The 22,441-nt window shown below is 70.6% G+C and carries 15 protein-coding genes and 1 tRNA gene; 7 read left to right on the forward strand and 9 right to left on the reverse strand.

The genetic code is table 11. The annotated features are described in order from the left end of the window. Positions 1 to 4 precede the first annotated feature (4 nt). The 6 genes from rhaS to ACFYY2_RS21135 all read right to left on the reverse strand — a co-directional run bounded on the left by rhaS (position 5) and on the right by ACFYY2_RS21135 (position 7,003). Positions 5 to 1,090, reverse strand: a complete 1,086-nt coding sequence (gene rhaS / locus ACFYY2_RS21110) for a rhamnose ABC transporter substrate-binding protein (RefSeq protein ID WP_388745048.1) — start codon at positions 1,088 to 1,090, stop codon at positions 5 to 7. A 55-nt stretch (positions 1,091 to 1,145) separates the two neighbouring features. Continuing rightward, the gene (locus ACFYY2_RS21115; protein ID WP_388745050.1) at positions 1,146 to 2,186 is read right to left on the reverse strand and encodes an ABC transporter permease; all 1,041 of its coding nucleotides are present in this window, start codon (positions 2,184 to 2,186) and stop codon (positions 1,146 to 1,148) included. Beyond that, positions 2,170 to 3,222: an ABC transporter permease gene (locus ACFYY2_RS21120; protein ID WP_388745052.1), complete on the reverse strand. Its 1,053-nt coding sequence runs from the start codon at positions 3,220 to 3,222 to the stop codon at positions 2,170 to 2,172. The genes ACFYY2_RS21115 and ACFYY2_RS21120 overlap by 17 nt, the downstream gene beginning before the upstream one ends. Next, on the reverse strand, positions 3,219 to 4,742 hold the full coding sequence (locus ACFYY2_RS21125) for a sugar ABC transporter ATP-binding protein (RefSeq protein WP_388745054.1): 1,524 nt from the start codon (positions 4,740 to 4,742) through the stop codon (positions 3,219 to 3,221). Before ACFYY2_RS21125 ends, ACFYY2_RS21120 begins: the two co-directional genes overlap by 4 nt. Positions 4,743 to 5,014: 272 nt before the next feature. Then, the gene (locus tag ACFYY2_RS21130) at positions 5,015 to 5,623 is read right to left on the reverse strand and encodes a GNAT family N-acetyltransferase (RefSeq protein WP_388745056.1); all 609 of its coding nucleotides are present in this window, start codon (positions 5,621 to 5,623) and stop codon (positions 5,015 to 5,017) included. 108 nt (positions 5,624 to 5,731) lie between these two features. Further along, entirely contained in the window at positions 5,732 to 7,003 is a 1,272-nt protein-coding gene (locus ACFYY2_RS21135) for a phosphoribosyltransferase family protein (protein ID WP_388745058.1), read from the reverse strand. Positions 7,004 to 7,989: 986 nt separating this feature from the next. Here ACFYY2_RS21135 and ACFYY2_RS21140 point away from each other — a divergent pair. Both ACFYY2_RS21140 and ACFYY2_RS21145 read left to right on the forward strand, forming a co-directional pair. After that, positions 7,990 to 12,057: a carboxypeptidase regulatory-like domain-containing protein gene (locus tag ACFYY2_RS21140; protein ID WP_388745060.1), complete on the forward strand. Its 4,068-nt coding sequence runs from the start codon at positions 7,990 to 7,992 to the stop codon at positions 12,055 to 12,057. Between the two features lie 428 nt (positions 12,058 to 12,485). Then, positions 12,486 to 12,869 carry a hypothetical protein gene (locus tag ACFYY2_RS21145; RefSeq protein WP_388745062.1) on the forward strand — a complete coding sequence of 128 codons (384 nt, stop codon included), beginning with the start codon at positions 12,486 to 12,488 and terminating at the stop codon, positions 12,867 to 12,869. Between the two features lie 5 nt (positions 12,870 to 12,874). On the opposite strand, the gene ACFYY2_RS21150 is transcribed toward ACFYY2_RS21145, so the two are convergent. After that, positions 12,875 to 13,734, reverse strand: a protein-coding gene (locus ACFYY2_RS21150; protein WP_388745064.1) for an IS5 family transposase whose coding sequence is annotated in 2 segments (ribosomal slippage) — positions 12,875 to 13,392 and positions 13,392 to 13,734 — 861 coding nt in all. Because the reading frame shifts where the segments join, the coding sequence is not laid out codon by codon here. Positions 13,735 to 13,785: 51 nt separating this feature from the next. Here ACFYY2_RS21150 and ACFYY2_RS21155 point away from each other — a divergent pair. Beyond that, entirely contained in the window at positions 13,786 to 14,829 is a 1,044-nt protein-coding gene (locus ACFYY2_RS21155; RefSeq protein ID WP_388745066.1) for a beta family protein, read from the forward strand. Between the two features lie 336 nt (positions 14,830 to 15,165). On the opposite strand, the gene ACFYY2_RS21160 is transcribed toward ACFYY2_RS21155, so the two are convergent. Both ACFYY2_RS21160 and ACFYY2_RS21165 read right to left on the reverse strand, forming a co-directional pair. After that, entirely contained in the window at positions 15,166 to 15,333 is a 168-nt protein-coding gene (locus ACFYY2_RS21160; RefSeq protein ID WP_388745068.1) for a hypothetical protein, read from the reverse strand. Between the two features lie 589 nt (positions 15,334 to 15,922). Continuing rightward, positions 15,923 to 15,995, reverse strand: a tRNA-Arg gene (locus ACFYY2_RS21165). A gap of 307 nt (positions 15,996 to 16,302) precedes the next feature. Here ACFYY2_RS21165 and ACFYY2_RS21170 point away from each other — a divergent pair. The 4 genes from ACFYY2_RS21170 (at position 16,303) to ACFYY2_RS21185 (ending at position 22,293) form a co-directional block, all read left to right on the forward strand. After that, positions 16,303 to 17,946 carry a dynamin family protein gene (locus ACFYY2_RS21170; RefSeq protein WP_388745070.1) on the forward strand — a complete coding sequence of 548 codons (1,644 nt, stop codon included), beginning with the start codon at positions 16,303 to 16,305 and terminating at the stop codon, positions 17,944 to 17,946. Then, positions 17,943 to 20,003: a GTPase gene (locus ACFYY2_RS21175; RefSeq protein ID WP_388745072.1), complete on the forward strand. Its 2,061-nt coding sequence runs from the start codon at positions 17,943 to 17,945 to the stop codon at positions 20,001 to 20,003. The genes ACFYY2_RS21170 and ACFYY2_RS21175 overlap by 4 nt, the downstream gene beginning before the upstream one ends. A gap of 199 nt (positions 20,004 to 20,202) precedes the next feature. Then, a complete protein-coding gene (locus ACFYY2_RS21180) occupies positions 20,203 to 20,628 on the forward strand; it encodes a single-stranded DNA-binding protein (protein ID WP_388745074.1) in 426 nt (141 codons plus the stop codon). Between the two features lie 222 nt (positions 20,629 to 20,850). Then, positions 20,851 to 22,293: an LAETG motif-containing sortase-dependent surface protein gene (locus tag ACFYY2_RS21185; protein WP_388745100.1), complete on the forward strand. Its 1,443-nt coding sequence runs from the start codon at positions 20,851 to 20,853 to the stop codon at positions 22,291 to 22,293. The last annotated feature ends 148 nt before the right edge of the window (positions 22,294 to 22,441 follow it).

A 22,441-nucleotide genomic window follows, 5' to 3' on the forward strand; every position in this document is an offset into this window, starting at 1 on the left:
TTGCTCAGAAGTCGAACGTGTCGATGTTCTTGGCGTCGAAGACGGTCGGTTCGCCGAGGATGACCTCACCGTCCTTGCCGACGGTGTACTCACCGAGCTTGCCCGCCTTGAACTTCTCGCCCTCGGCGCCGGTGATCTGCCCCGATGCCAGGGCCGCGGCCGCGTAGGAACCGAGGTAGCCGAGCTCCTCGGGGTTCCAGAGGGAGAACTGCTCGACCGTGCCGTCCTTGACGTACTTGCGCATCTGGTTCGGCGTACCGAGGCCGTTGAGGACGACCTTGCCCTTGTACGACGAGTCGCTCAGGTAGCGCGCGGCGGCGGCGATGCCCACCGTGGTGGGGGAGATGATGCCCTTGAGGTCCGGGTAGGCCTGCATGAGGCCCTGGGTCTGCTGGAAGGACTTCTGGTCGGCGTCGTCGCCGTACGCGACCTTCACCAGCTGCATGTCCTTGTACTTCGGGAGCTTCAGCTCCTCCTTCATGAACTCGATCCAGGTGTTCTGGTTCGTCGCGTTCTGCGTCGCGGACAGGATCGCGATCTTGCCCTTATAGCCGATCTGCTCGCCCAGGTGCTGGACCAGGCTGCGGCCGATCTCCTCCGAGCTGGCCTGGTTGATGAAGAGCTGCCGGCAGTCCTTCGCCGTGTCCGAGTCGTAGGCGACGACCTTGATGTCCTTCTTCATGGCCTGCTTGAGCGGGCCGCACACCGCGTTCGGGTCGTTCGCCGCGACGAGGATCGCGTCCTGGCGCTGCTGGATGAGCGTGTTGATGTAGGAGACCTGCGAGGAGGCGTTCGCGTCCGACGGACCGACCTCCTTGCCCGTGCCGCCGTACTCCTTCGCCGCGGCGATACCCGCCTCGTCGACGATCTTCTCGTACGGGTTGTTGATCTGCTTCGGCAGGAAGGCCAGCTTGAGCCCCTTCTTCAGCGGGGCGTCCGGGTCGGCCTTCGCGGAACTGCCGGCCTTCGCGCCGCCGCTGTCCTTGCTGTCCTTCGTGGTGCCGGAGCAGGCGGTCAGGGCGAGGGCCAGGGAGACGGCGGTGGCTGCGGTCGCGACGGCGCGGCGCCCAGCGGCATTGCGGAGCATCATGGCGGCGTGTGCCTTTCGGAGAAGGAGCTGAGAGGTACCGAGAAGGGGAGGGGGTCTACGGCTGCGGCGAAGGGGTGTTCGCGGCACGCCTGTGCCGGCGTTCGACGACCGCGGCGATGACCCGCGGAGTGAGGACGGACGCCACGAGCAGCAGCCCGGTCACGATGACCTGCACCTCGTTGGCGATGTCGTTGAGCGTGAGCAGGTTCTTCAGCACACCGATCAGCAGGACACCGGCGACCGCGCCGAAGAGCGTGCCCTTCCCGCCGTCGAAGTCGATACCGCCGAGCAGCACCGAGGCGATGACGAGCATCTCGAAGCCGAGTCCGTTGTCCGCCCGGGCACTTCCGTAGCGGAGGGTGAAGACGACCCCCGCGAAGGCGGAGAACAGCCCCGTCACCACGAAGAGCAGCAGCTTGATCCGCTTGACCCGGATGCCCGCGAAGTACGCGGCCTCCTCCTGCGCGCCGATCGCGAAGAGCGAGCGGCCGAACCCGGTGGCGTGCAGCACCACGGCGGTGACCACGGCCAGGACGGCGAAGAGCACGACCGGATAGGTGAGGAAGGTCCCGGGGACCGTGGTCGTGTCGACGGCCCAGTCCGCGTACGTCTGCGGGAAGTCCGTCACCGCGTCGCTGCCGAGCGCCACCGAGGCGAGCCCCCGGTACAGCGCCAGCGTCCCGATCGTGACCGCCAGCGAGGGCAGCCCCACCTTCGTGACGAGCCAGCCGTTCAGGAGGCCGCCGGCGACGCCCACCAGGAGCACCACCGGCACGATCATCTCGAACGCCCAGCCCGCCTCCCACAGCGCGCCGGTCAGCGCACTGCCCAGACCCAGCATGGACGCCACCGACAGGTCGACCTGGCCGGCGACGACGAGCAGGGTCATCGGCAGGGCGATGAGGGCGACTTCGGCGATGTCGTTGAACGCGAACGCGAGGTTCTCGCCGGAGCCGAAGCCCTCCGTCGTGCCCAGTCCGACGACGAGGACCGCCACCAGCAGGACACCGACGGCCGTGTCCCAGCGCAGTGCCAGGCCGCGTACGGGCGAGGTCCGCGCGGCGGGAGCCTTCTCTGTCTCAGGCGCCGTGGTCATGACGGGCGCTCCTCTTCCTCAGTGCGGCTGTCATCCGCAGGTTCACGATCCGGTCGACGCTGATGGCTAGCAGCAGGAGCGCGCCGGTGATGGCGCCCTGCCAGAAGGAGTCCACCTTCAGCACGACCAGGACGCTGCCGATGGTGGTGAGCAGCAGGGCGCCGAGCGCGGCGCCCCAGACGGTGCCGGTGCCGCCGGTGATCGCGACACCGCCGACGACGACGGCGCTGACGACGGTCAGCTCCCAGCCGTGCGCGTTGTCCGCGACGACGGTGCCGAAGCGGGCCAGCCACAGTGCACCGGCGAAGCCGGCGACCGCCCCGGAGAAGGCGTAGGCGGCGAGCACCCGGCGGCGGATCGGGATGCCGGCGAGCCGGGCGGCCTCGGGGCTCGACCCGATCGCGTAGAGCTCGCGCCCCGAGCGGTAGCTGCGCAGGAAGTACGCCGTCGCCGCGAGCAGGAGCACCGCGAGCAGCGGCAGGTACGGGATGCCGAGCACGCTGCCGCTGCCGAGCCCCAGGACGGCCTCCGGCACGTCGGAGGCGCTGATCTGCTCGCCCTGCGCCCACCAGTAGTCGACGCCCTGGATGATGTAGAGCATGCCCAGGGTCACGACGAGCGCCGGGACCCTGCCGAAGCTGACGAGGGCGCCCGAGACGAGCCCGCAGACCACTCCGATGGCGATGCCCAGCAGCATCACCGTCACCACCCCGTGGTCGCTGCCCGCCACGAACTTGCCGCAGGCGAAGGCGGACAGGCCCACGACGGACCCGACGGACAGGTCGATGTTCCGTGTGATCACCACGGCTGACTGGCCGACCGCGAGGAGCACCAGGATCGACGCGTTGAGCAGCAGGTCCTTGATGCCCTGGTCGGAGAGGAAGCGCGGGTTGGCGAGGTAGGTGCCGAGGATCAGCAGGACGAGCGCGCCCGCGATGGAGATCTCGCGCGCCCGGAAGACCGTGTCCACCAGCGAGGACGCGCTGCGCACCGGCGCCTTCGCGGTGTCCGGGGGGCTCTCGATGGTCGTGGTCATGCCGCTGCCCTCTCATTGCGTCCGGTGGCCGCCGCCATGACCGACTCCTCGGTGGCGCTCTCCCGCGGGATCTCCGCCACGAGCCGGCCCTCGTGCATCACGAGCACGCGGTCGGCCATGCCGATGACCTCGGGGAGGTCCGAGGAGATCATCAGGACGGCCAGGCCCTCGGCCGCGAGCGAGGACAGCAGCCGGTGGACCTCGGCCTTGGTTCCGACGTCGATCCCGCGGGTCGGTTCGTCGACGATCAGCACGGCGGGGCCGGTCGCCAGCCACTTGGCCAGCACGACCTTCTGCTGGTTGCCGCCGGAGAGCACGCCCACGGTGTCGGCCAGCCGGTTGTACTTGAGCTGGAGGCGCACCGCCCAGTCGGCGGCCCGGTCGTGCTCCAGCGCCCGGCTGACGAGCCCGCGCTTGCGGACCTCGCCCAGGCCGGTGAGGCCGATGTTGCGCTCGATGGACATATCCATGACCAGTCCGCGCTGCCGCCGGTCCTCGGGTACGAGCGCCAGACCGGCGTCCATCGCGGCCGTGGGCGAACCGGGGCGCAGCACCGTGCCGCCCACCTTCACCTCGCCGGCGTCGGCACGGTCGACGCCGAAGACCGCCTGGGCGACCTCCGTGCGTCCGGCGCCGACGAGCCCGGCGAGTGCGACGATCTCGCCGCGGCGGACGTCGAAGGACACATCGCGGAAGACGCCCTCGCGGGTCAGCCGGCGCACCGACAGGGCGACTTCGCCGACCTCGGCGTCCTGCTTGGGATAGAGGTCGTCGAGGTCGCGGCCGACCATCCTGCGGACCAGGTCGTCCTCGGTGAGCCCCTCCAGCGGTTCGGAGGAGATCCACCGTCCGTCGCGCAGGGTCGTGACGCGCTGGCACAGCTCGAAGATCTCGTCGAGGCGGTGCGAGATGAACAGCACCGCCGCGCCCTCCGACCGCAGCGCGCGGACGACGGAGAAGAGCCGCGCGGTCTCGCTGCCGGTCAGGGCCGCGGTCGGTTCGTCCATGATCAGGACGCGGGCGTCGAACGAGAGGGCCTTGGCGATCTCGACGATCTGCTGGTCGGCGATCGACAGGCCGCGGGCCGGCCGGTCCGGCGCCAGGTCGACGCCGAGCCTGCGCATCAGTGCCGCGGTGGTCTCGTGGACGGCCCTGCGGTCGATCCGGCCCAGTGTCCGCCGGGGCTGCCGGCCCATGAAGATGTTCTCGGCGATGGACAGGTCGGGGAAGAGCGTCGGCTCCTGGTAGATGACGGCGATGCCGGCGTCACGCGCGTCGGCCGGGCCGTGGAAGACGACGGACTCCCCGTCGAGGAGCACCTCGCCGCTGTCCGGCCTGTGCACGCCGGCCAGGGCCTTGATCAGGGTCGACTTGCCTGCGCCGTTCTCGCCCGCGAGCGCGTGGGCCTCGCCGGGGAACAACTGCAGGGAGACGTCCTGCAGGGCCCGTACGGCACCGAAGGACTTGCTCACGCCCTTCAGGGCCAGGACCGGGGCCGGGTCCGGAGCGGACTGGTTCATGGGAGCTCCTCAGCGGTGGCCTGGTCGCTCCACGCGCCGTGAAAGGTTTCAATGAGGTTGCTCGGAAGCTAAACGGGGATTGCGGGCGCAGTCAATGGGTTGATGGCGAGAAGTTCCAGGAATGAGGTCGATGTACGACCTGAATGGGGGGAATGAGTGGGAACCCTTGACAGGCTTCGAGGCAGGCCACTATCTTCCGAGGCTTTGAATCGATTCATGTCACGGTTGTATATCGCTCCACTCACCCGTACGCACCAGGTGTGTCCGGACCCTCACCGGCGGGCGAGCCCGGCGGCCGCCGGGTGCCCGGGCCCGAGCAGGACGGTGAGCCCCGCTCTTCCCGGCACGGTCACCGGGACCCGGTGCCATCCCGCACGCCGGTAGAAACGCAGCGTCGCCTCCGCGTGCACGGACGTCAGCAGCCAGCAGCGCCCGTCCGGTGCTGCGCCCGTGACGGCCGTCAGCAGCGCGGCGCCCAGACCGGCGCCCCGCGCGGCCGGGGAAACCGCCAGTTCGTCGACCTCCAGGGCCCCGCACAGCCATGCGGACACGCGCTCGGGCCCCAGGGCGCGGCCCACGTGGCCGTAGCTGCGGCCCGTGGGGAACACCTCGGGAGTGGTCCACGCGGTGGCGAAGCCGCAGACCTCGCCGGGGGAGCCCGCACCCTCCGCCCCGGGGGGAGGCGCGTCGTCGCCGGATTCCAGGGCCAGCGCCGCGGTGAAACCGGGGCGCAGGGCGTCGGTCATGAGGCGCTCGACGTACGGCCCGGCCGCCGAGGGGTCCTCGTTCCACGGCGGAGCCGAGAACACGTCGGCGTACACCCGCCGAATGCCGTCGGCGTACGCCGGAAGGAGCCTGCCCGCCGTCAACCGGACCTGCACGCGCCGCCCCCTCCGCTCCCGGTTCGGTTCCGGGCGCCGGAACCGCTGCGGAAAGAATAGGGCGCGGCTCCGGGCCCCGGCGGGTGCGGCTCAGCTTGAGGGTGCGGCTCAGCCCGGGGTGAGGAGATGCGTGGTGAACCAGTCCCGCGCGAGGTCCGCGACGCGGTCCAGGGCGCCCGGCTCCTCGAACAGATGGGTGGCGCCCGGCACGATCTCCAGTCGCGTCTCGCAGAACAGCGCCGCCTGGGCCTGCCGGTTGAGGTCGATCACGGTGGTGTCCTCGCCCCCGACGATCAGGAGCGTCGGCGCCCGTACCCCGGAGAGGTCCACACCGGCCAGGTCGGGCCGGCCGCCGCGCGAGACCACCGCTCCGATACCCGAGTCCGTGGCGGCCGCGGCCCGCAGTGCCGCCGCCGCCCCGGTGCTGGCACCGAACGAACCGACCGGCACGGACACCCGGTTCCTGAGCCAGCGCGTGGTGTCGGACAGCCGCGCCGACAGCAGCCCGATGTCGAAGACGTTGGCCCGGTAGACCTCCTCGCCCGGGGTGAGCAGGTCGAAGAGCAGCGTGCCCAGACCGGCGCGGTTGAGCGCGGTGGCCACCGCGCGGTTGCGCGGGCTGAGACGGCTGCTGCCGGAACCGTGGGCGAACACCACGACGGCGCCGGCGTCCGCCGGGAGCACCAGATCGCCCGTGAGCGGAACGCCGCCCGCGTCCACCTCGACGCTCTCGGCCGTGAGGCCGTCCTCGGGCGCGCGGGCCAGCAGGGCGACGACCTCGTCGTCGGAGGTCTGGGAGAAGTCCCGGTACCACTCGCCCACCGCGGAGAAGAGGGGCGGCGTGGACAGACACACGATCTCGTCCACGTCCTCACCCAGGCGCGCGGCCACGTCCGGCGACGCCACGGGCACGGCCAGCGCGACATACGCGGCCCCCTGCGCCCGGACCACCTGGCAGGCCGCCCTGGCGGTGGCGCCGGTGGCCACCCCGTCGTCCACCACGACCACCGCGCGGTCCCGCAGCGGCAGGCGCGTCCTGCCCGCCCGGTACGCACCCGCCCGCCGGAGCAGCTCCGCCTCCTCCGCGTGCTCGACGGACCGGACCTCGGCCTCCCGCACGCCGGCGTGCCGCACGATCTCGTCGCTGATGACCCGCACCCCGCCCTCACCGATCGCGCCGAAGCCCAGCTCCGGATGGTGCGGCACACCGAGCTTGCGGACCACGATCACGTCGAGCGGTGCACCCAGGGCCCGGGCCACCTCGTAGGCCACGGGGACCCCGCCCCGTGGCAGCCCCAGCACGACGGGGTCGCGGCGCTCCAGGTGCCGCAGGGCCTCGGCCAGTCGTCGCCCGGCGTCCGTGCGGTCGGTGAACAGCACGGTGGCTCACCTCCAACAGAAGCGGGAGACGGCAGCCCACGCGCCCGCCCCTGTTTCGAAACAAACCCATGTGTGGCGCTTCGGCAAGTCGGGGAACGACCGGTTTCGGCGGTAGAGACCGTCCCGGGCCTTCCCCGGACCGTCCCCGGGCCCTCCCGGGCCCTCCTCGGACCGTCCCCGGGCGGCGGATCGGGCGCGGACGCGGGCCATGCCGGTCCGGGAGCCGGAGCGGGCATGCCGGTCCCGTTCCCGTCCGTTTCCGACCGGAACGCCGGGCGTTCCGAGGGGCGCCGTGATCTCGCGGCCGGCGTCCGTGCGGCCGGGGCCGGAGAAGATTCGCCTGCGGGCCGGAATCCTGCTTCCTTGACAGAGGAAATAAAGTCGGCCACTCCACCGTGCCGCGCATGTCCGACATGGCCTTTCGGCGCACAACGGGGCCGGGTGAGCCGGTGGATGGGGATGCCTCGCCGGCCGGCGCCGATTCACGCAGGTCGCACGTCGACGGGGTCGCACGGCGTTCTGCGGTGCCGAGCCCGGCGGTCGTGGAGGCCCGCCACCCAACACGGACATCTACGCGCGCAGCCGGACGGCGATCGCCCGCCCCGCGGATTCCCGGGATAGGCCTGAAACGCGTGGCGGACAAGTGACGACTTAGGGCGCGATACGGCCCCTCCGGCATGCTCACGCCGTTCTCACAGCTTTTCCACAACCTTTGTACGTTTGGTGACCACGCGTCATTTATTGGTAACGCAACGTGTATTGACCTTGATCGGGCGTGCCTCACTAATTGGCTCCCGGCGAACGACCATTCGCTGTCGCCCGGGACATTCACGGGCCGACCCCTGCTCGCAGCATGGAGTCATGCCTTGCGCAAAGCGGCAAGATCGGAAAGATCGAACGGGTCCGGCAGATCAGAGATATCGAAGAGGCGCGGACAGGCGCGGCAGAGAATCGGCGGGGGACTCGCGGTTCTGAGTGCGGCCGCCATGGGGGTCCTGGGCCTGCAGGTCCCGACCGCCGGCGCGGCGCCCGTCACCGGCGCCCGCGTGGCCTACGAGGCGAGCTGTGGCGTGGCGAAGCCGGGTGACGCCACCTGCTACTCGCTGCGCCGTACGGACATCAAGGAGACCAAGGGTCTCAGGGCGGCCGCGGACGCGCCGCCCGGCTTCGGCGCGACGGACCTGCGCGACGCGTACAACCTGCCGGACGACGGCGGCGCGGGGCAGACCATCGCCGTGATCGACGCCTTCGACAGCCCGACCGCGGAGAGCGACCTCGCGGTGTACCGCGAGCAGTTCGGCCTCCCGGAGTGCACCACGGCCAACGGCTGCTTCACCAAGGTGGACCAGCGGGGCGGCACGAACTACCCTGCGCCGGACCCGGGTTGGGCGGGTGAGATCTCCCTCGACCTCGACATGGTGTCGGCGGCGGCTCCGAACGCGCACATCCTGCTCGTGGAGGCGGACGACGCCAGCTTCGAGAGCCTGGGCGCCGCGGTCAACAAGGCCGTCGAGCTCGGCGCGAAGTTCGTGTCCAACTCCTACGGCACCGACTACCGCGGTGGCGGCGGCGAGGACCCGGCCGAGACCACCGAGTACGACGCGTACTACAACCACCCGGGTGTCGCGGTGGTCGCGTCGACCGGCGACTTCGGCTACGGGGTCAGCTACCCGGCCGCGTCGCAGTACGTCACCGCCGCAGGCGGCACCGCGCTGCACCGCGACACGAACACGGAGCGCGGCTGGACCGAGAGTGCCTGGGACGGCGCCGGTTCGGGCTGCTCCCTGTACGAGCCGAAGCCGGCGTTCCAGAAGGACACCGGGTGCGCCAACCGCTCCCTGTCCGACGTCTCCGCGGTCTCGGACCCGGCGACCGGTGTATCGGTCTACCAGACGTACGGCGGTGGCGGATGGGCGGTCTACGGCGGTACGAGCGCCGCGTCGCCCCTGATCGCCGCGACGTACGCGGTCGCGGGCACCCCCGTGGCCAACACGTACCCGAACGCCTACCCCTACGCCGGTGACGGTGCGGGACTCAACGACGTGAAGAACGGCAGCAACGGGTCCTGCACCCCGAGCTACCTGTGCGAAGGCGCGACGGGCTACGACGGTCCGACCGGGCTCGGCACGCCGAACGGCGTGGACGCGTTCCGCAGCGGTCCGCACGGTGAGCTGGCGGGCACGGTCACGGACGCGGCCACCGGCAAGGGCCTCTCCGGTGCGACGGTCACGGTCGGTGACAGCCTCGCGAAGTCGGGCGCGGACGGCACCTACAAGCTGACCGTGCCCGCGGGGACGTACGACATCGCCGTCGACGCCTACGGCTACAAGACGGCGACGGCCTCCTCGGTGGAGGTCGCCGACGGCGCGGCTCTGACGAAGAACTTCGCCCTCGCCGCCACGCCGAGCCAGACGGTCTCGGGCAAGGTGACGGACGGCAGCGGCCACGGCTGGCCGCTGTACGCGCGGGTCAGCGTCGAAGGCGTCCCCGGCGGCCCGGTCTGGACGGACCCGGCCACGGGTTCGTACAACCTGTCGCTGCCGGAGAACCACGGCTACACCCTGAACATCGCCCCGGCCACCCCGGGTTACAAGGCCGTGAGCGAGAAGATCACGGTGGACGAGGCGCCGGTCACCACGAACATCTCGGTGAAGGCGAACTCGTTCGGCGACATCGCGCCCGGCTACACCGTCAAGGACGAGGGCGCGACGGAACCGTTCGACTCCACCACGACGACTCCGGACGGCTGGAAGGTCGTCAACCACGGTGACGGCGGCTGGCAGTTCGACGACCCGGGCGCCCGGGGCAACACGACCGGCGGCAAGGGCTCCTTCGCCATCGTCGACAGCGACCACGCGGGCTCCGGCTCGCAGACCGATTCCGAACTCGTAAGCCCGTCCTACGACTTCTCGGACAGCAGCAGCCCGGTGGCGACCTTCGCGACCGACTACCTGGCGTCGGGCGGCCAGTCGGCCGACGTCGACGTGTCCGACGACGGCGGGGTCACCTGGAAGACCGTATGGTCCACCGTCACCTCGACCGACGGAGCCTCGAAGGTCACCGTTCCGCTCGACGAGTACGCGGGTGCCCCGGACGTCGTCCTGCGCTTCCACTTCATCGGGTTCTTCGGCTGGTGGTGGAAGGTCGACGACGTCTTCGTCGGACAGCGCTCGCTGACGGCGACCCCCGGTGGTCTGCTCGTCGGTGAGGTGACGGACGCCAACACCGGCCGCGGTGTGACGGGCGCCACCGTGGCGAGCGACGACAGGGCGTCGGTGACGACCACGACCGTCGCCACGCCGGACGACCCCGACGTCTCGGAGGGCTACTACTCGGTCTTCTCGCCGGACCTGGGCAAGCACGGCATCACCGCGTCGGCGAACCGCTACACGAAGCTGTCGAAGACCGTGAAGACGGCCGCCGACAGCGCGGTGTCCACGAGCTTCTCGCTCGCGGCGGGCCGGCTGAGCGTGACGCCGGAGAACGTGACCAAGACCGTCGCATGGGGCGGGCAGGCCACGCAGAAGGTCACCGTCAAGAACACGGGCGGTGCGGCCGCCACGCTGAAGGTGTCCGAGCAGGCGGGCAAGTACGAGCCCATGGACCGGCAGCAGGGAGCGCCGCTCCAGAAGATCAAGGGCACGTACCCGACCGGCAGCAGCGCGAAGTCCGGACTCGCGGCCAAGAAGGCCGGCAGCACGGCGAGCCCGGCCGCCGCTCCGTCGGACAGCACCTGGCAGACGGCTCCCGACCTGCCGCGGGCGATGATGAGCAACATCGCCGCGGTGAACGACGGCACCGTCTACACCGGATTCGGGTACAACGGGGCCGGAGTCTCCAGCGAGCTGTACGGCCTGAACACCGAAACCGGGGCGTGGTCGAAGAAGGCGTCCGCCCAGGACGGGCGCGAGGGCCCCTCGGCCGGATTCATCGACGGCAAGCTCTACGTCGCGGGCGGCTGGCTCCAGACGGGCACCACCGACCCGAAGCTGGAGGTGTACGACGCCGAGGCGAACACCTGGAGCACCGGAGCCTCCAACCCGCACCCGTTCGCGGGCGCCGGCGCGGCGGTCCTCGACGGAAAGCTGTACCTGATCGGGGGCTGCACCGACGGCTGCGGCAGCAAGAACGCCAGCGTGTACGACCCGGCGGGTGACAGCTGGTCCCAGATCGCGAACTACCCCGAGAACGTGGCGTGGGAGTCCTGCGGCGGCATCGGCGGCAAGGTGTACTGCGCCGGTGGCACCTCGGGCAGCACCGACCTGAAGCACGCCTACTCCTACGACCCGGACTCCGACAGCTGGAGCCAGGTCGCGGACATGCCGGCTCCGGTGTGGGGCTCGTCGTACGCGGCGGCCAACGGGCAGCTCGTGATCTCCGGCGGTGTCAGCGCGAACGCGCTCACCAATGCGAGCTACGCCTTCGACGCGGCCTCCGGCGTGTGGACGGCCCTGCCGAACGCCAACGTCGCGACCTACCGCGGCGCGGGCGCCCTCGGCTTCTACAAGGTGGGTGGCGCCGACGCGCCGAACAGGCCCTCCGTCAAGAACGAGTACCTCCCCGGGTACGACCAGGACGGTGCCGGTGACGTCTCGTGGCTGAGCGAGAGCACCCAGGAGCTCACCGTCCAGCCGGGTGCCAGCGCGACGTTCACGGTCTCGCTGGACGCCTCGGTACCCGAGATCACCCAGCCCGGTACCTACCGCGCGTCGCTGGCGTTCCGCACCGACACTCCGTACGGCGGATCGAAGGTCCCCGTGTCGCTGACGGTGAACCCGCCGAAGACGTGGGGCAAGATCACGGGCACGATCCTCGGCAAGGCGGCGAACGGGACCACGGCCCCGATCGCCGGGGCGACCGTCGAGATCGACAGCTGGGCGTCCGCGTACACCCTGAAGACGGCGGCCGACGGCACCTACGCGCTGTGGCTGGACACCCGCAACAACCCGCTCACCGTCATCGCCGCCAAGGACGGCTACGCGCCGGCCACGGCGACGGTGAAGATCGTCAAGGGCACCACGGTGATCAGTAACTTCACCCTCAGGAAGCAGTAGCACCACGGCACATGGGAAAGGGGCGGGCCACTCCTCCGGGGGCGGCCCGCCCTTCCCCGTGCGCGACGGGGCGGCGGGGCGTGCTTACGCGCCCGCTACGGACTGCCGTGTCCTCGAACCTGCGGTCAATCGCTTGGAAGAGACTGACCCAGTTCCCCGCCAGTCATGGCCCCTGACCTGCGACGCGCGGTCTGTGACCCTGGCTGAGTGCACCTGCGTACCCGTCAGGCCACCAGTAATCGTCATTCCGTTGCCTGCCTGGCTACGTCATCGTGCGACCAATGTCGGATTTCGGACCGCCGGCTCATTTGGCGCTCTACCCGCGTTGAGGGCGTCTGGTCATCCTCTCGGAGAGGGATCAGCCAGGTCGGTTGGCTGGGTGCACAGGGCACTAGGGCCTGTCTCTTGGATCCGTCCGTGAGATCGTCGTGCTCGTGATCGAGTCTTGGGTGATCAATGACGACAGCCCCGTCCCTGTGTCGTCGGCGGGGGTGGTGGAGGATCTTCAGTCGAGGATCGACAGCGGGCAGCTTGAGACGTGGCTGACCAGTTCGTCTGGACGGTTGCTGGCCTTCGTGACAAATGCCGAGCGAGCGATGGTGGTGCTGCTCGAAGGCGAGGGTGATCCCGGCGAGCACGCGGTGGCCCCCGGAACTGCGGGGTCGAGCGACGGGTTCGTCCTCTCCAACGGGCAGGGCGACGAGTATCCGGATGAGGACACCGTCCCCATCCGTGAGGCATTCAGGCTCGTGGAGCACATCGTTGGCACGGGCTCCTGGCCTGCGGGTTCACGTTGGGTGGTCGATCGCTGAGCGGGCTATCGCCGTGCCCAGATGAGGATCGCGGCGAGGTGGAACGCGGCCTGGTAGGCGATGGCGAGCTTGTCGGTCCGCATGGCCAGGCCGCGCCACTGCTTGAGCCGGTTGATGCAGCGTTCGACTGAGTTGCGCTGCTTGTATGCCTCGGCGTCGAAGGCGGGCGGGCGGCCGCCGGCGCGGCCGCGCCGCAGACGGTGGCCGATCTGGTCGGAGGGCTGGGGGATGACAGCGCGGATCCCGCGTCGGCGCAGGTGGCTCCGGATCGCGCGGGATGAGTACGCGCGGTCCGCCAGGACGGCATCGGGGCGGGTCCTCGGTCGACCGGGTCCGCTTCGAGGAACACGGATGCCTGCCATGACGGTCTCGAAGGCCGGGGCGTCGCCCGCCTGGCCTGCGGTGACGCGGAGGGCCAGGGGCCGTGCACAGGCGTCACTAGCGAGATGGACCTTCGTGCTCAGGCCGCCGCGGGAGCGTCCGAGCGCGTGGTCGTCTGGTTCGGCCCGGCCTGGAGCCCCTTTTTCCTGGCGCCGGCGGAATGCTGGTGGGCCCGGCAGACGGTGGAGTCCACCGACACGGTCCAGCCGATGTCGTCAGCGTCGTCGGCCGCTGTCAGGACCGCGGCGAGGATGCGTTCCCAGGTGCCGTCCATGGCCCACCTGATCAGGCGTTTGTGGGCGGTCTGGAACGAGCCGAGTTCGTCCGGCAGGTCCCGCCAGGGCGAGCAGGTTCGGTACTTCCACGCGATGGCCTCAAGGGTGCGGCGGTGATCGGCCCACCGCCGACCGCGGACCGGATCGGCCGGCATCAGCGGCTCGATCCGGTCCCACATCGCATCAGTGATCACTAACCGGACAGGCATATCCGATCAACTGACCAACCGATCAAAGAGACACGCTCTAGGGGGTGGTCGGTGGCTTACGTCCCGATACTCAAAGCCAAGGCGGGCGAGTTTCAGGCACTGGAGCACGCAACACCAGAGGTCCGCTCCCGCATGCGACCAGTCCTGGAGCTCGTACCTGATCCCGAGCTGGTCAGGGATCAGCTTGAGACCTTCAGCGACCGTGCGATGGATGCAATCCCAACCGGTGTGGTGTTGACCGTCGACTGCGGCGCCCTACCCGCGAGCCGAGTCCTCGAAGGCGCCAGCGGAGGACCCATCGCACGACTCAGTGAATCGCTGGGCCTCAGAGGTGTCGACATGCGTCCGGTGATCCGCACCACGGACACAGCCGACGTTCTGCACGAAGCAGCGGACGCTAGCAGGTCTCATCAGCGCGGCGCTTGCTTGCGCGTGGCAACAGGACCAGACGAAACCGCGCCGAACGAAGAGCAGATCCGCGGAACGCTCCGGACACTCCGCCTCGACCCTGAAGAAGTTGACCTCCTCATCGACGCAGGGCCCGTGCAACCGGGGCCCGCAGTGGGCGGCTTAGCAGAGCGAGTCATGAAGCTTCTCGATCTCTTGTCGCAGTGGCAGTGGCGCCACGAGTGTGTAGCTTCCGGCGCCTTCCCCGCCAACCTGACCGGCTTTCCCCACGGCCGGGCAACACCCGTGGTCAGGCAGGATTTAGAGCTCTGGAAACGGGTTGCCCATCACTGGCATGGCCAGACGCCGGACTTCGGAGATTTCGGCGTCACACATCCCCGCATGCCGGCCCAGAGCCGCGGGACGCCAGACCCGAACATGCGCTACACGACACCGGACAACTGGCAGGTATTCGTCTATCCACGCGTGAGCCCGGGAAACGACGACTTCTTCACCCTGAGCCGGGATCTCGTCTCTTCGCCCCACTGGCCCGCCACTGGCCCGCGAACCTCCTGGGGAGACGCGCGGCTGCACGAGTGCGCCCACCGGCAGCGGGCGAAGGCAGGCGGCGGAACGCAGTGGCGAGCCTGGGCGACGTCCCACCACCTGGCGATGGTGACTGCGGAGCTTGCGACCTGGGCACGCTAGCTCCTGGATAGTCGTGGCCTCTGGTTCGTGACCTCCTCGTCGGCCGCATCACACGGCTCCGGAGGGCGTTCTATGAGGCTCGGCTAATCATCTGATCTGCGAGAACGCTTGACCAGGCTTGGACCGGCAGCCAGCTCACTCGTGGCTGCCGATGGGGACTCCTCGACCGCTTCGTCCCGAAGCAACTCGACTAACAGGTTGTGGTCAGGCCAGGCTCATGCTGACCTCGCGTGATTGCTTCCTGAACGTCCGTGATTCTCGACCGGCCGCGAAGAAGCCGTGGTGATCTCTGAACGCTGTCGATGACCTGCTCCCAGATGACTGATCCAGGATGGGTCAGCCGGTGGCGTTCGAGCAGTCGACCCAGGCGACGAGGTCGGCGCTGAAGTCGGGATAGTTCACGTGGACGACGCCGAACCTGATGTGCTGTCCCTGGGACAGGGGCTTGAGGCAGTCGAGCGGGCTGCTGTCGTGCCAGGCGCCGTTGCTGTCCTTCCACGGCACGGCTCCGAGTCCGAAGCTTTTTCCCGGCTGGCGACCGTCGAGGGAGACCCCGAACTTGTCTCCGTTGACCCCGACTGCCGAAACCGTGCCCTGGAACACCTACGGGGTCGCAGTATCCGTCGACAGCGTGTGGCCAATCCCGAATCCGACACCGGCGACCACCACCAGGCCGGCGACTACCAGCAGCTCCGGCTTTGACTTGATCTTGGGTATTTCCATCCGCGCAACATACGCCGATTCCGTCAGCGCAGCGCCTGGTCGGCGTGCCGGGCGCGCGCCTTCCTGAACGCGTTCACCTGAGAGTTGATCGCGATGCCTGGCAGGTCCCACGTCGCCCGGGTCCCCGGGCTGTCTGCCGGAGCGCTGAACGTCCGCGAACGCGCGGGCGGTGGGGTTCTGCTGAGAGCGTCACCGCGTGTTCTCCGCAGCCACCCGCAGGAATCCGGCGCCAGCCTGATGGCGCCTGGTCTCCGTCGTGCCTACTCGACGGAGACCAGGCGCTTACGCGTTCGCTACGCGGCCCTCGCTACGGTGCTGTGACCTGAAAAAAGGCCCTCCCGAGGGAGGGCCTGACGTCGTACGGGATGTGTGCCCCCGGCAGGACTCGAACCTGCGGCCAAGCGCTTAGAAGGCGCCTGCTCTATCCACTGAGCTACGGGGGCCGGGTGTCCCGGAGGGCGTGGGTTCAAGCCATCCGCGACGCTGCCGGGACAAGGATAGGGCTCAGATCGCCTCGTCCCGGTTGCTTCACCTGCGTGGCACGATGTGGAGGTTCGGTGAAGCGAACCGATAATCGCAGGTAGGTGCGATTCGTGCACCGCTTTTCGCGCCTCGCGCCCCGGGTGTTGTGCACTCGTTATGCCTGCGCCCCACTCGTCCCCTCTGTCCCCCGGGACGGATCCGCCGCGCAGAGGGGCCTATACGCTTCAAAAAGCCGTCAAAATTGGGCATTCTTCACATGTGGTAACCATGGATGTACGGCCCCAGCTCATCGACGCACTTTCCGCCCTGCGCGACCGTGTCGCTGCCGTGCGTCTTCCACTCCCGCTGCCCGGAGCCCCGCGCTCCCGGCAGACGCGGACCGAACTGCTCGCCCAGCTCGACGACTACCTCGTACCTCGCCTCAAGGACCCCGAGGCACCGCTGCTCGCGGTGATCGGCGGATCGACCGGCGCGGGCAAGTCCACGCTCGTCAACTCGCTGGTGGGATGCCGGGTCAGTGAGGCCGGAGTGCTCCGCCCGACCACCAGGACCCCCGTACTCGTCTGCCACCCCGACGACCACCACTGGTTCGCCGGGGTGCGCGTGCTGCCGCAGCTGACCCGCGTGTGGCTGCCCCCGGGGCAGGCCCGGGACCCCGACGGGCTGGACCACCTCGGTGCCGAGGGGGACGACGACGAGTCCGTGCTGCGCGTGGAGACGGCGGCGACCCTGCCGCGCGGGCTGGCCCTCCTGGACGCCCCCGACATCGACTCGCTCGTCGTGCGGAATCGTGTGCTCGCCGCCGAGCTCATCTGCGCCGCCGACGTGTGGATCATGGTGACCACCGCTTCCCGGTACGCCGACGCCGTGCCGTGGCACCTCCTGCGGACCGCGAAGGAGTACGACGCGTCGCTGGTCACCGTCCTGGACCGGGTACCGCACCAGGTGATCGGTGAGGTGTCCCGCCAGTACGCCGCCCTGCTCACCCGGGCCGGTCTGGGCGACGTGCCCCGCTTCACGATCCCCGAGCTTCCCGAGTCCGCGGGCGGCGGCAGCGGGCTGCTGCCCACCACCGCCGTGGCCCCGCTCAGGGCCTGGCTCAGCCACCGGGCACAGGACCCGGCGGCCCGTCAGCAGGCCGTGGGGCGCACGGCGTCCGGGGTCATCGACTCGCTGAACGTACGGATGCCCGAACTCGCCGCGGCGGTCGCCGCGCAGTACGCCGCGGCCGTGCGCCTGACCGGGGTGGTCGAGGAGGCGTACGGCAAGGAACTGTCGCGCGTCGGGCGACGGCTGAAGGACGGCGCCGTGCTCGCGGGCGGCGCCCGCACCCGGTGGCGCGGCTACCCGCTCTACAGCACGGCGGGAGAACTGCTGGACGCACTCGTGGAGAGCCTCACGGCCCTGCTGCAGTGCGCGGTGGCCGCGGCGGACGAGCAGATCCGTACGACCTGGCGGCGCGAACCCGCCGCGGGAATCTTCCGGTTCGAGGACGCGGGGCGGGAAGCCGGCGGCTGGGGTCCGGCCGAGGACATCCAGGGCCGGGTCGGGATGGCCGTACGGCGCTGGCGGAGGGTCCTTGAGGAGCTGGCCGAGGAGGAGGCGCGGCTGCTCGAACGCAACGCGGCGCCGGACGCCGAGACGGTGGCGGCGCTGCTCGCGGCCGCTCTGCTCGGGGGACGCCGGGCCAGGGGCGCCGGCGAGCAGCTCGCCGAACGGATCGGTGCCCAGGGTGCGCTGCGCCTGCGCGACAAGGGAGGGGCGCTGCTCACCACCTGCCTCGGCCAGGTCCTGCACGGCGAGCGCGACCGGCGGCTCGCGCCGCTCGACGCGCTCGAAGTGGCCCCGGAGCCACAGGCCGAACTCATCGCCGCGCTGTCCGTACTGCAGAAGGAGAGGAAGCAGCGATGACTGCCGTCACCGACCAGGGCCGCGACCACGGACAGGGACCGGGCAACGGGAACCCGGGGATGCCCGGGAACACCGAAGCCCCCGGCGTACTCCTGAAGCCCGAGGCACCCGAGGCACCCGAGGCACCCGAGACGCCCCACACGCCCCACACGCCCGGGAACACCGAGGGGTCCCGCAGGGGCGAGGAGCGGCGCTGGGACGACGGGCTCATCGCGCGCCGCGCCGCCGAGGCGTCGAAGGAACGAGCCGAAGGGGAGCATGCGGCCCAGGACGAGTCCGGGCCGCAGGTCGAGGCGTACGGACCGCCCGGCAGCCCCCTGCGGCCCCGGCTCGACGCGCTGCGCGAGCTGGTCGGGCTCTCCCGCGCCCGGCTGGACGGGGACACACTCGCCGAGGCGGGGCGCGTGCTCGACGAGGCGTCGGCCCGTCAGCGGCTCTCCTCGCGGCACACCGTCGTCGCCGTCGCCGGGGCCACCGGCAGCGGGAAGTCCACCCTCTTCAACGCACTCGCCGGCGTCCAGATCTCCGACACCGGGCTGCGCAGGCCCACCACGTCCGCGCCGATCGCCTGCAGCTGGACCGACGGCGCCGCCGGCCTGCTCGACCGGCTGGCCATCCCCGGCCGGCTGCGGCGCAGGCCCGTGCAGGGCGGTACTCCGGCCGACGAGGCGCTCCAGGGGCTCGTCCTCGTCGACCTGCCCGACCACGACTCGGCGGCGACCGGACACCGGGCCCAGGTCGACCGCGTGCTGGCCCTCGTGGACGCGGTGATCTGGGTCGTGGACCCGGAGAAGTACGCCGACGCGGCCCTGCACGAGCGCTACCTGCGGCCGCTCGCCGGGCACGCCGAGGTCTCCTTCGTCGTCCTCAACCAGATCGACCGGCTTCCCGGCGAGGCCGCGGACCTCGTCCTCGACGACCTGCGCAGGCTCCTGGACGAGGACGGCATGGCGGTGGGGGAGCACGGCGAGCCGGGAGCCACCGTCATGTCCCTCTCCGCCCTGACCGGAGCAGGGGTGGGCGACCTGCGCGAACTCCTCGGCAGGTTCGTCCAGGACCGCACGGCGGCGGCACGCAGGCTCTCCGCGGACGTCGACGCGGCCGCGGCCCGGCTCCGGCAGGTGTACGTCGCCGAGGGGCGGCCCGGGCTCGGCGAACGGGCCCGGGAGCAGTTCACCGACCGGCTGGCCGAAGCCGTCGGCGCGGCGGCGGCGGGACAGGCGGCGGAGCGCGAGTGGCGCAGGAACGCGGGGAGGGCGTGCGGAACGCCGTGGCTGCGCCTGTGGCGCTGGTACGAGTCCACCCGGCAGCTCGGCGGTCTGGACCTGATGGCGCAGGCACTCGCGCCGCCCGAGGAGGAGCTCACCGCCCGGCAGCGCGTGGAACAGGCGGTGCGGACGCTGGCGGACGACGCGGTGGACGGTCTGCCCGCGCCGTGGGCGCAGGCCGTGCGCGAGGCGGCGGTCGGCGGCGCCGAGGGCCTCCCCGAGGCACTGGACGAGCTGGCGAGGAACGCGCAGGCGGCCTCCGCCGGGCGAGGCCGGGGCCGGGGCGGGGACACCGCTTCCGCCGGCGCGGACCAGGGCGGTAAGGGCAGGGCGGGTAAGGCGGGGGTTCCGGCCGGGCGCGTGCCCGGTACTGCGGCCGGACCCGCGCCCCTCACGGGCGCCCTCGGTGGCCGGGCGGTTCGGCCGCCGCGCCCCGCGTGGTGGCCCGCCGCGGTCCTGGCACAGGCCTCCATGACCCTGCTCCAGATCTTCGGCGGACTGTGGCTGCTGGGCCAGATCGTGGGCTTCCTCGAACCCGGGCTGATCGTCCCGGCCCTGTTGATGCTGGCTGGGGTGATCGGTGGGCCGCTCGTCGAATGGTCGTGCGCGGCCGCCGCGCGGGGCCCCGCGCGGCGCTACGGGCAGGAGGCGGAGCGGCGCCTTCGCGAAGCCGCCGCGGGCTGCGGCCGGGCCAGGGTGCTCGACCCGGTCGCGGCGGAACTGGCGCGCTACCGCGAGGTGCGGGAACGCTATGTGACGGTGACGGAGTTCTCCACAACCGGCCGGTAATCCACAGCCCCAGCGGGATTTCCCGTTTCCGTCCAGGATGGTGTGCACGGACCGGACAGACGTACCGGACCGGACGTCTTCGCACCGCATCGGTGCAGGCCGGACGGTGCGCCGGAAAGCCGGACGGAAAGTGCCGGGGGACGCGGACACGACGCACGGGGAAGTGCGGCGGAACGCGCGACGGAATGGGGGGACGGAAATGAACGAGACCTTGGTGACGCTGGTGGGAAACAGCGCGACGGCTGTGGACTTCCGGGAGACGGAGGCCGGGGCGACGGCCCGGTTCCGGCTGGCGGTGACGCCCAGGCGATGGGACCGCGAGCGGCGGGCATGGACCGACGGCCGCACCGGCTTCTACACGGTGTGGGCCAGGCGGGCGCTCGCGGCGAATCTGTCCGGTTCGGTCTCCGTGGGCGAACCGCTCGTCGTGCACGGGCGTCTGAGAGTGAGGGAGGAGGAGCGCGACGGGGTGTGGAAAACCTCCGTGGACATCGAAGCGGTGGCCGTGGGACACGATCTGACCAGGGGAACAGCCGCGTTCCGGCGGGTGGCCAGAGCCGATCCCACTCTGATTGCGCCCACGCATCGTCAGAAACCGGCCACGGAAATGGCATCGGTGTCCTGAACGACTGGGCGCGCCGATGAAAGGTGTAACGATTACGAGTCGGAATGCTTATCTGACGGCATGACGGGGGACTGCTCTTCGTTCGATCCTTACGATTCCCCAGTACTCATGCGGCACTTGAGTTTGCTGGCGAGGCACCTCCCACACGCGACTCATGCGTGAAGGTCTCGCCCGGAGGGGAATTCTGTGTTTTCTGTGTCTTCAGCGTCCACCCCGTCGTCGATGGAGGGCTCCCCAGGGGGCCGGAGCAAGGGCCAGGTCCGCGGTCTCGTCAGGACGGCCGCCGCGCTGCTGGCCACCGGGCTGGCCGCCGCGGGAACGATCGTCGGAGCGACGGCCGCCACGGCCGCGCCGGCGGACGAGACCGGCCAGCATCAGGGTGGTGCGGTCGCCGTACTCGACGGTCTGAAGACCTACGGCACCGCCGTGCTCAACACCGGTGAGGGCAAGAGGCCCCAGGAGCTGCCCGCCGGCCTGTTCGAGATGAAGGTCGACGGCGGCGGCACCATCCAGACGTACTGCATCGACTTCCACACGCCCACCAAGGACGGCGCGAAGTACTCGGAGACCCCCTGGGACCAGTCCTCGCTCGGCGCCAACGAGGACGCCGGCAAGGTGCGCTGGATCCTGCAGCACTCCTACCCGCAGGTCAACGACTTCGCGGCGCTCGCCGAGAAGGCCGGTACCGGCCCGCTGGACGAGAGGACCGCCGCCGCCGGTACCCAGGTCGCCATCTGGCGCTTCTCGGACAAGGCCGATGTGACGGCCAAGGACGCGAACGCCGAGAAGCTCGCCGACTGGCTGGAGGCGAGCGCGCAGAACGTCGCCGAGCCCAAGGCGTCCGTGGGTCTGTCTCCGGCCGCGGTCTCCGGCAAGGCCGGTGAGAAGCTGGGTCCGATCACCGTCCGCACCGACGCCGGCCAGGTCTCGGTGACGCCGCCCGCCGACGCCGCCGCCAGCGGGGTCCAGGTCACCGACAAGGCGGGCAAGCCCGTCACCGAGGCCGCGGACGGCACCGACCTGTACTTCTCCGTCCCCGAGGACGCCACCGACGGCTCCGCCTCGTTCTCCGTCCAGGCCTCGACCTCCGTGCCCGTGGGCCGGGTCTTCGCAGGGCTGGTCAAGAGCCAGACGATGATCCTCGCCGGCTCCAGCGAGTCCACCGTCTCCGCGACGGCGACCGCCACCTGGGCCGAGAAGGGCGCCGTCCCGGCCGTGACCGCGGAGAAGAACTGCGCCAAGGGCGGCGTCGACATCACCGCGACCAACAACGGCGACGAGCCGTTCACCTTCACCCTGGCGGGTGCCGAGCACACCGTCGCCGCCGGTGAGACCCGCACGGTGACGGTCCCGGTCGCCGAGGACCAGGCGTACGACTTCACGATCACCGGCCCCGGCGGCTTCAGCAAGAACTTCAAGGGCGTCCTGGACTGCAAGACGGCCGGCACCCCCGCACCGGGTGACGACACCGAGACGCACAGTGGCTCCACGCCCGTTCCGGCCCAGACCGGCACCGGCTCCGCCGGCGTCGAGGGCGACCTCGCCGAGACCGGCGGGTCCAGCGCCACCCCCGTCATCGCGGGTGTCGCGATCGCCCTCGTCGTCCTCGGCGGCGGCGCGGTCTTCTTCCTCCGCAGGAAGAAGACGCAGGCCGGCGGTGAGTGACGCGTAGCGCCACGGCGCGCGAGAGCGCCGCGGGAGGGCCCGGTACGGACATCGGCGGTTTCTAGGGATCGTCGCAACACGTGGTCGTGTTGATCAGGCCGCGAGCAGTTTATGCAGGCGCTCGGCTGGGGTTTCCCAGCCGAGCGTT

The sequence above is a fragment of the Streptomyces sp. NPDC001822 genome (genome assembly GCF_042892135.1).
GTDB lineage: Bacteria > Actinomycetota > Actinomycetes > Streptomycetales > Streptomycetaceae > Streptomyces.

Bases quoted from the DNA above. Each gene is read 5' to 3' on its own strand.
- rhaS (WP_388745048.1), bottom strand. From the start codon at position 1,090: ATGATGCTCCGCAATGCCGCTGGGCGCCGCGCCGTCGCGACCGCAGCC.
- ACFYY2_RS21115 (WP_388745050.1), bottom strand. From the start codon at position 2,186: ATGACCACGGCGCCTGAGACAGAGAAGGCTCCCGCCGCGCGGACCTCG.
- ACFYY2_RS21120 (WP_388745052.1), bottom strand. From the start codon at position 3,222: ATGACCACGACCATCGAGAGCCCCCCGGACACCGCGAAGGCGCCGGTG.
- ACFYY2_RS21125 (WP_388745054.1), bottom strand. From the start codon at position 4,742: ATGAACCAGTCCGCTCCGGACCCGGCCCCGGTCCTGGCCCTGAAGGGC.
- ACFYY2_RS21140 (WP_388745060.1), top strand. From the start codon at position 7,990: ATGGGGGTCCTGGGCCTGCAGGTCCCGACCGCCGGCGCGGCGCCCGTC.
- ACFYY2_RS21170 (WP_388745070.1), top strand. From the start codon at position 16,303: ATGGATGTACGGCCCCAGCTCATCGACGCACTTTCCGCCCTGCGCGAC.
- ACFYY2_RS21175 (WP_388745072.1), top strand. From the start codon at position 17,943: ATGACTGCCGTCACCGACCAGGGCCGCGACCACGGACAGGGACCGGGC.
- ACFYY2_RS21180 (WP_388745074.1), top strand. From the start codon at position 20,203: ATGAACGAGACCTTGGTGACGCTGGTGGGAAACAGCGCGACGGCTGTG.
- ACFYY2_RS21185 (WP_388745100.1), top strand. From the start codon at position 20,851: ATGGAGGGCTCCCCAGGGGGCCGGAGCAAGGGCCAGGTCCGCGGTCTC.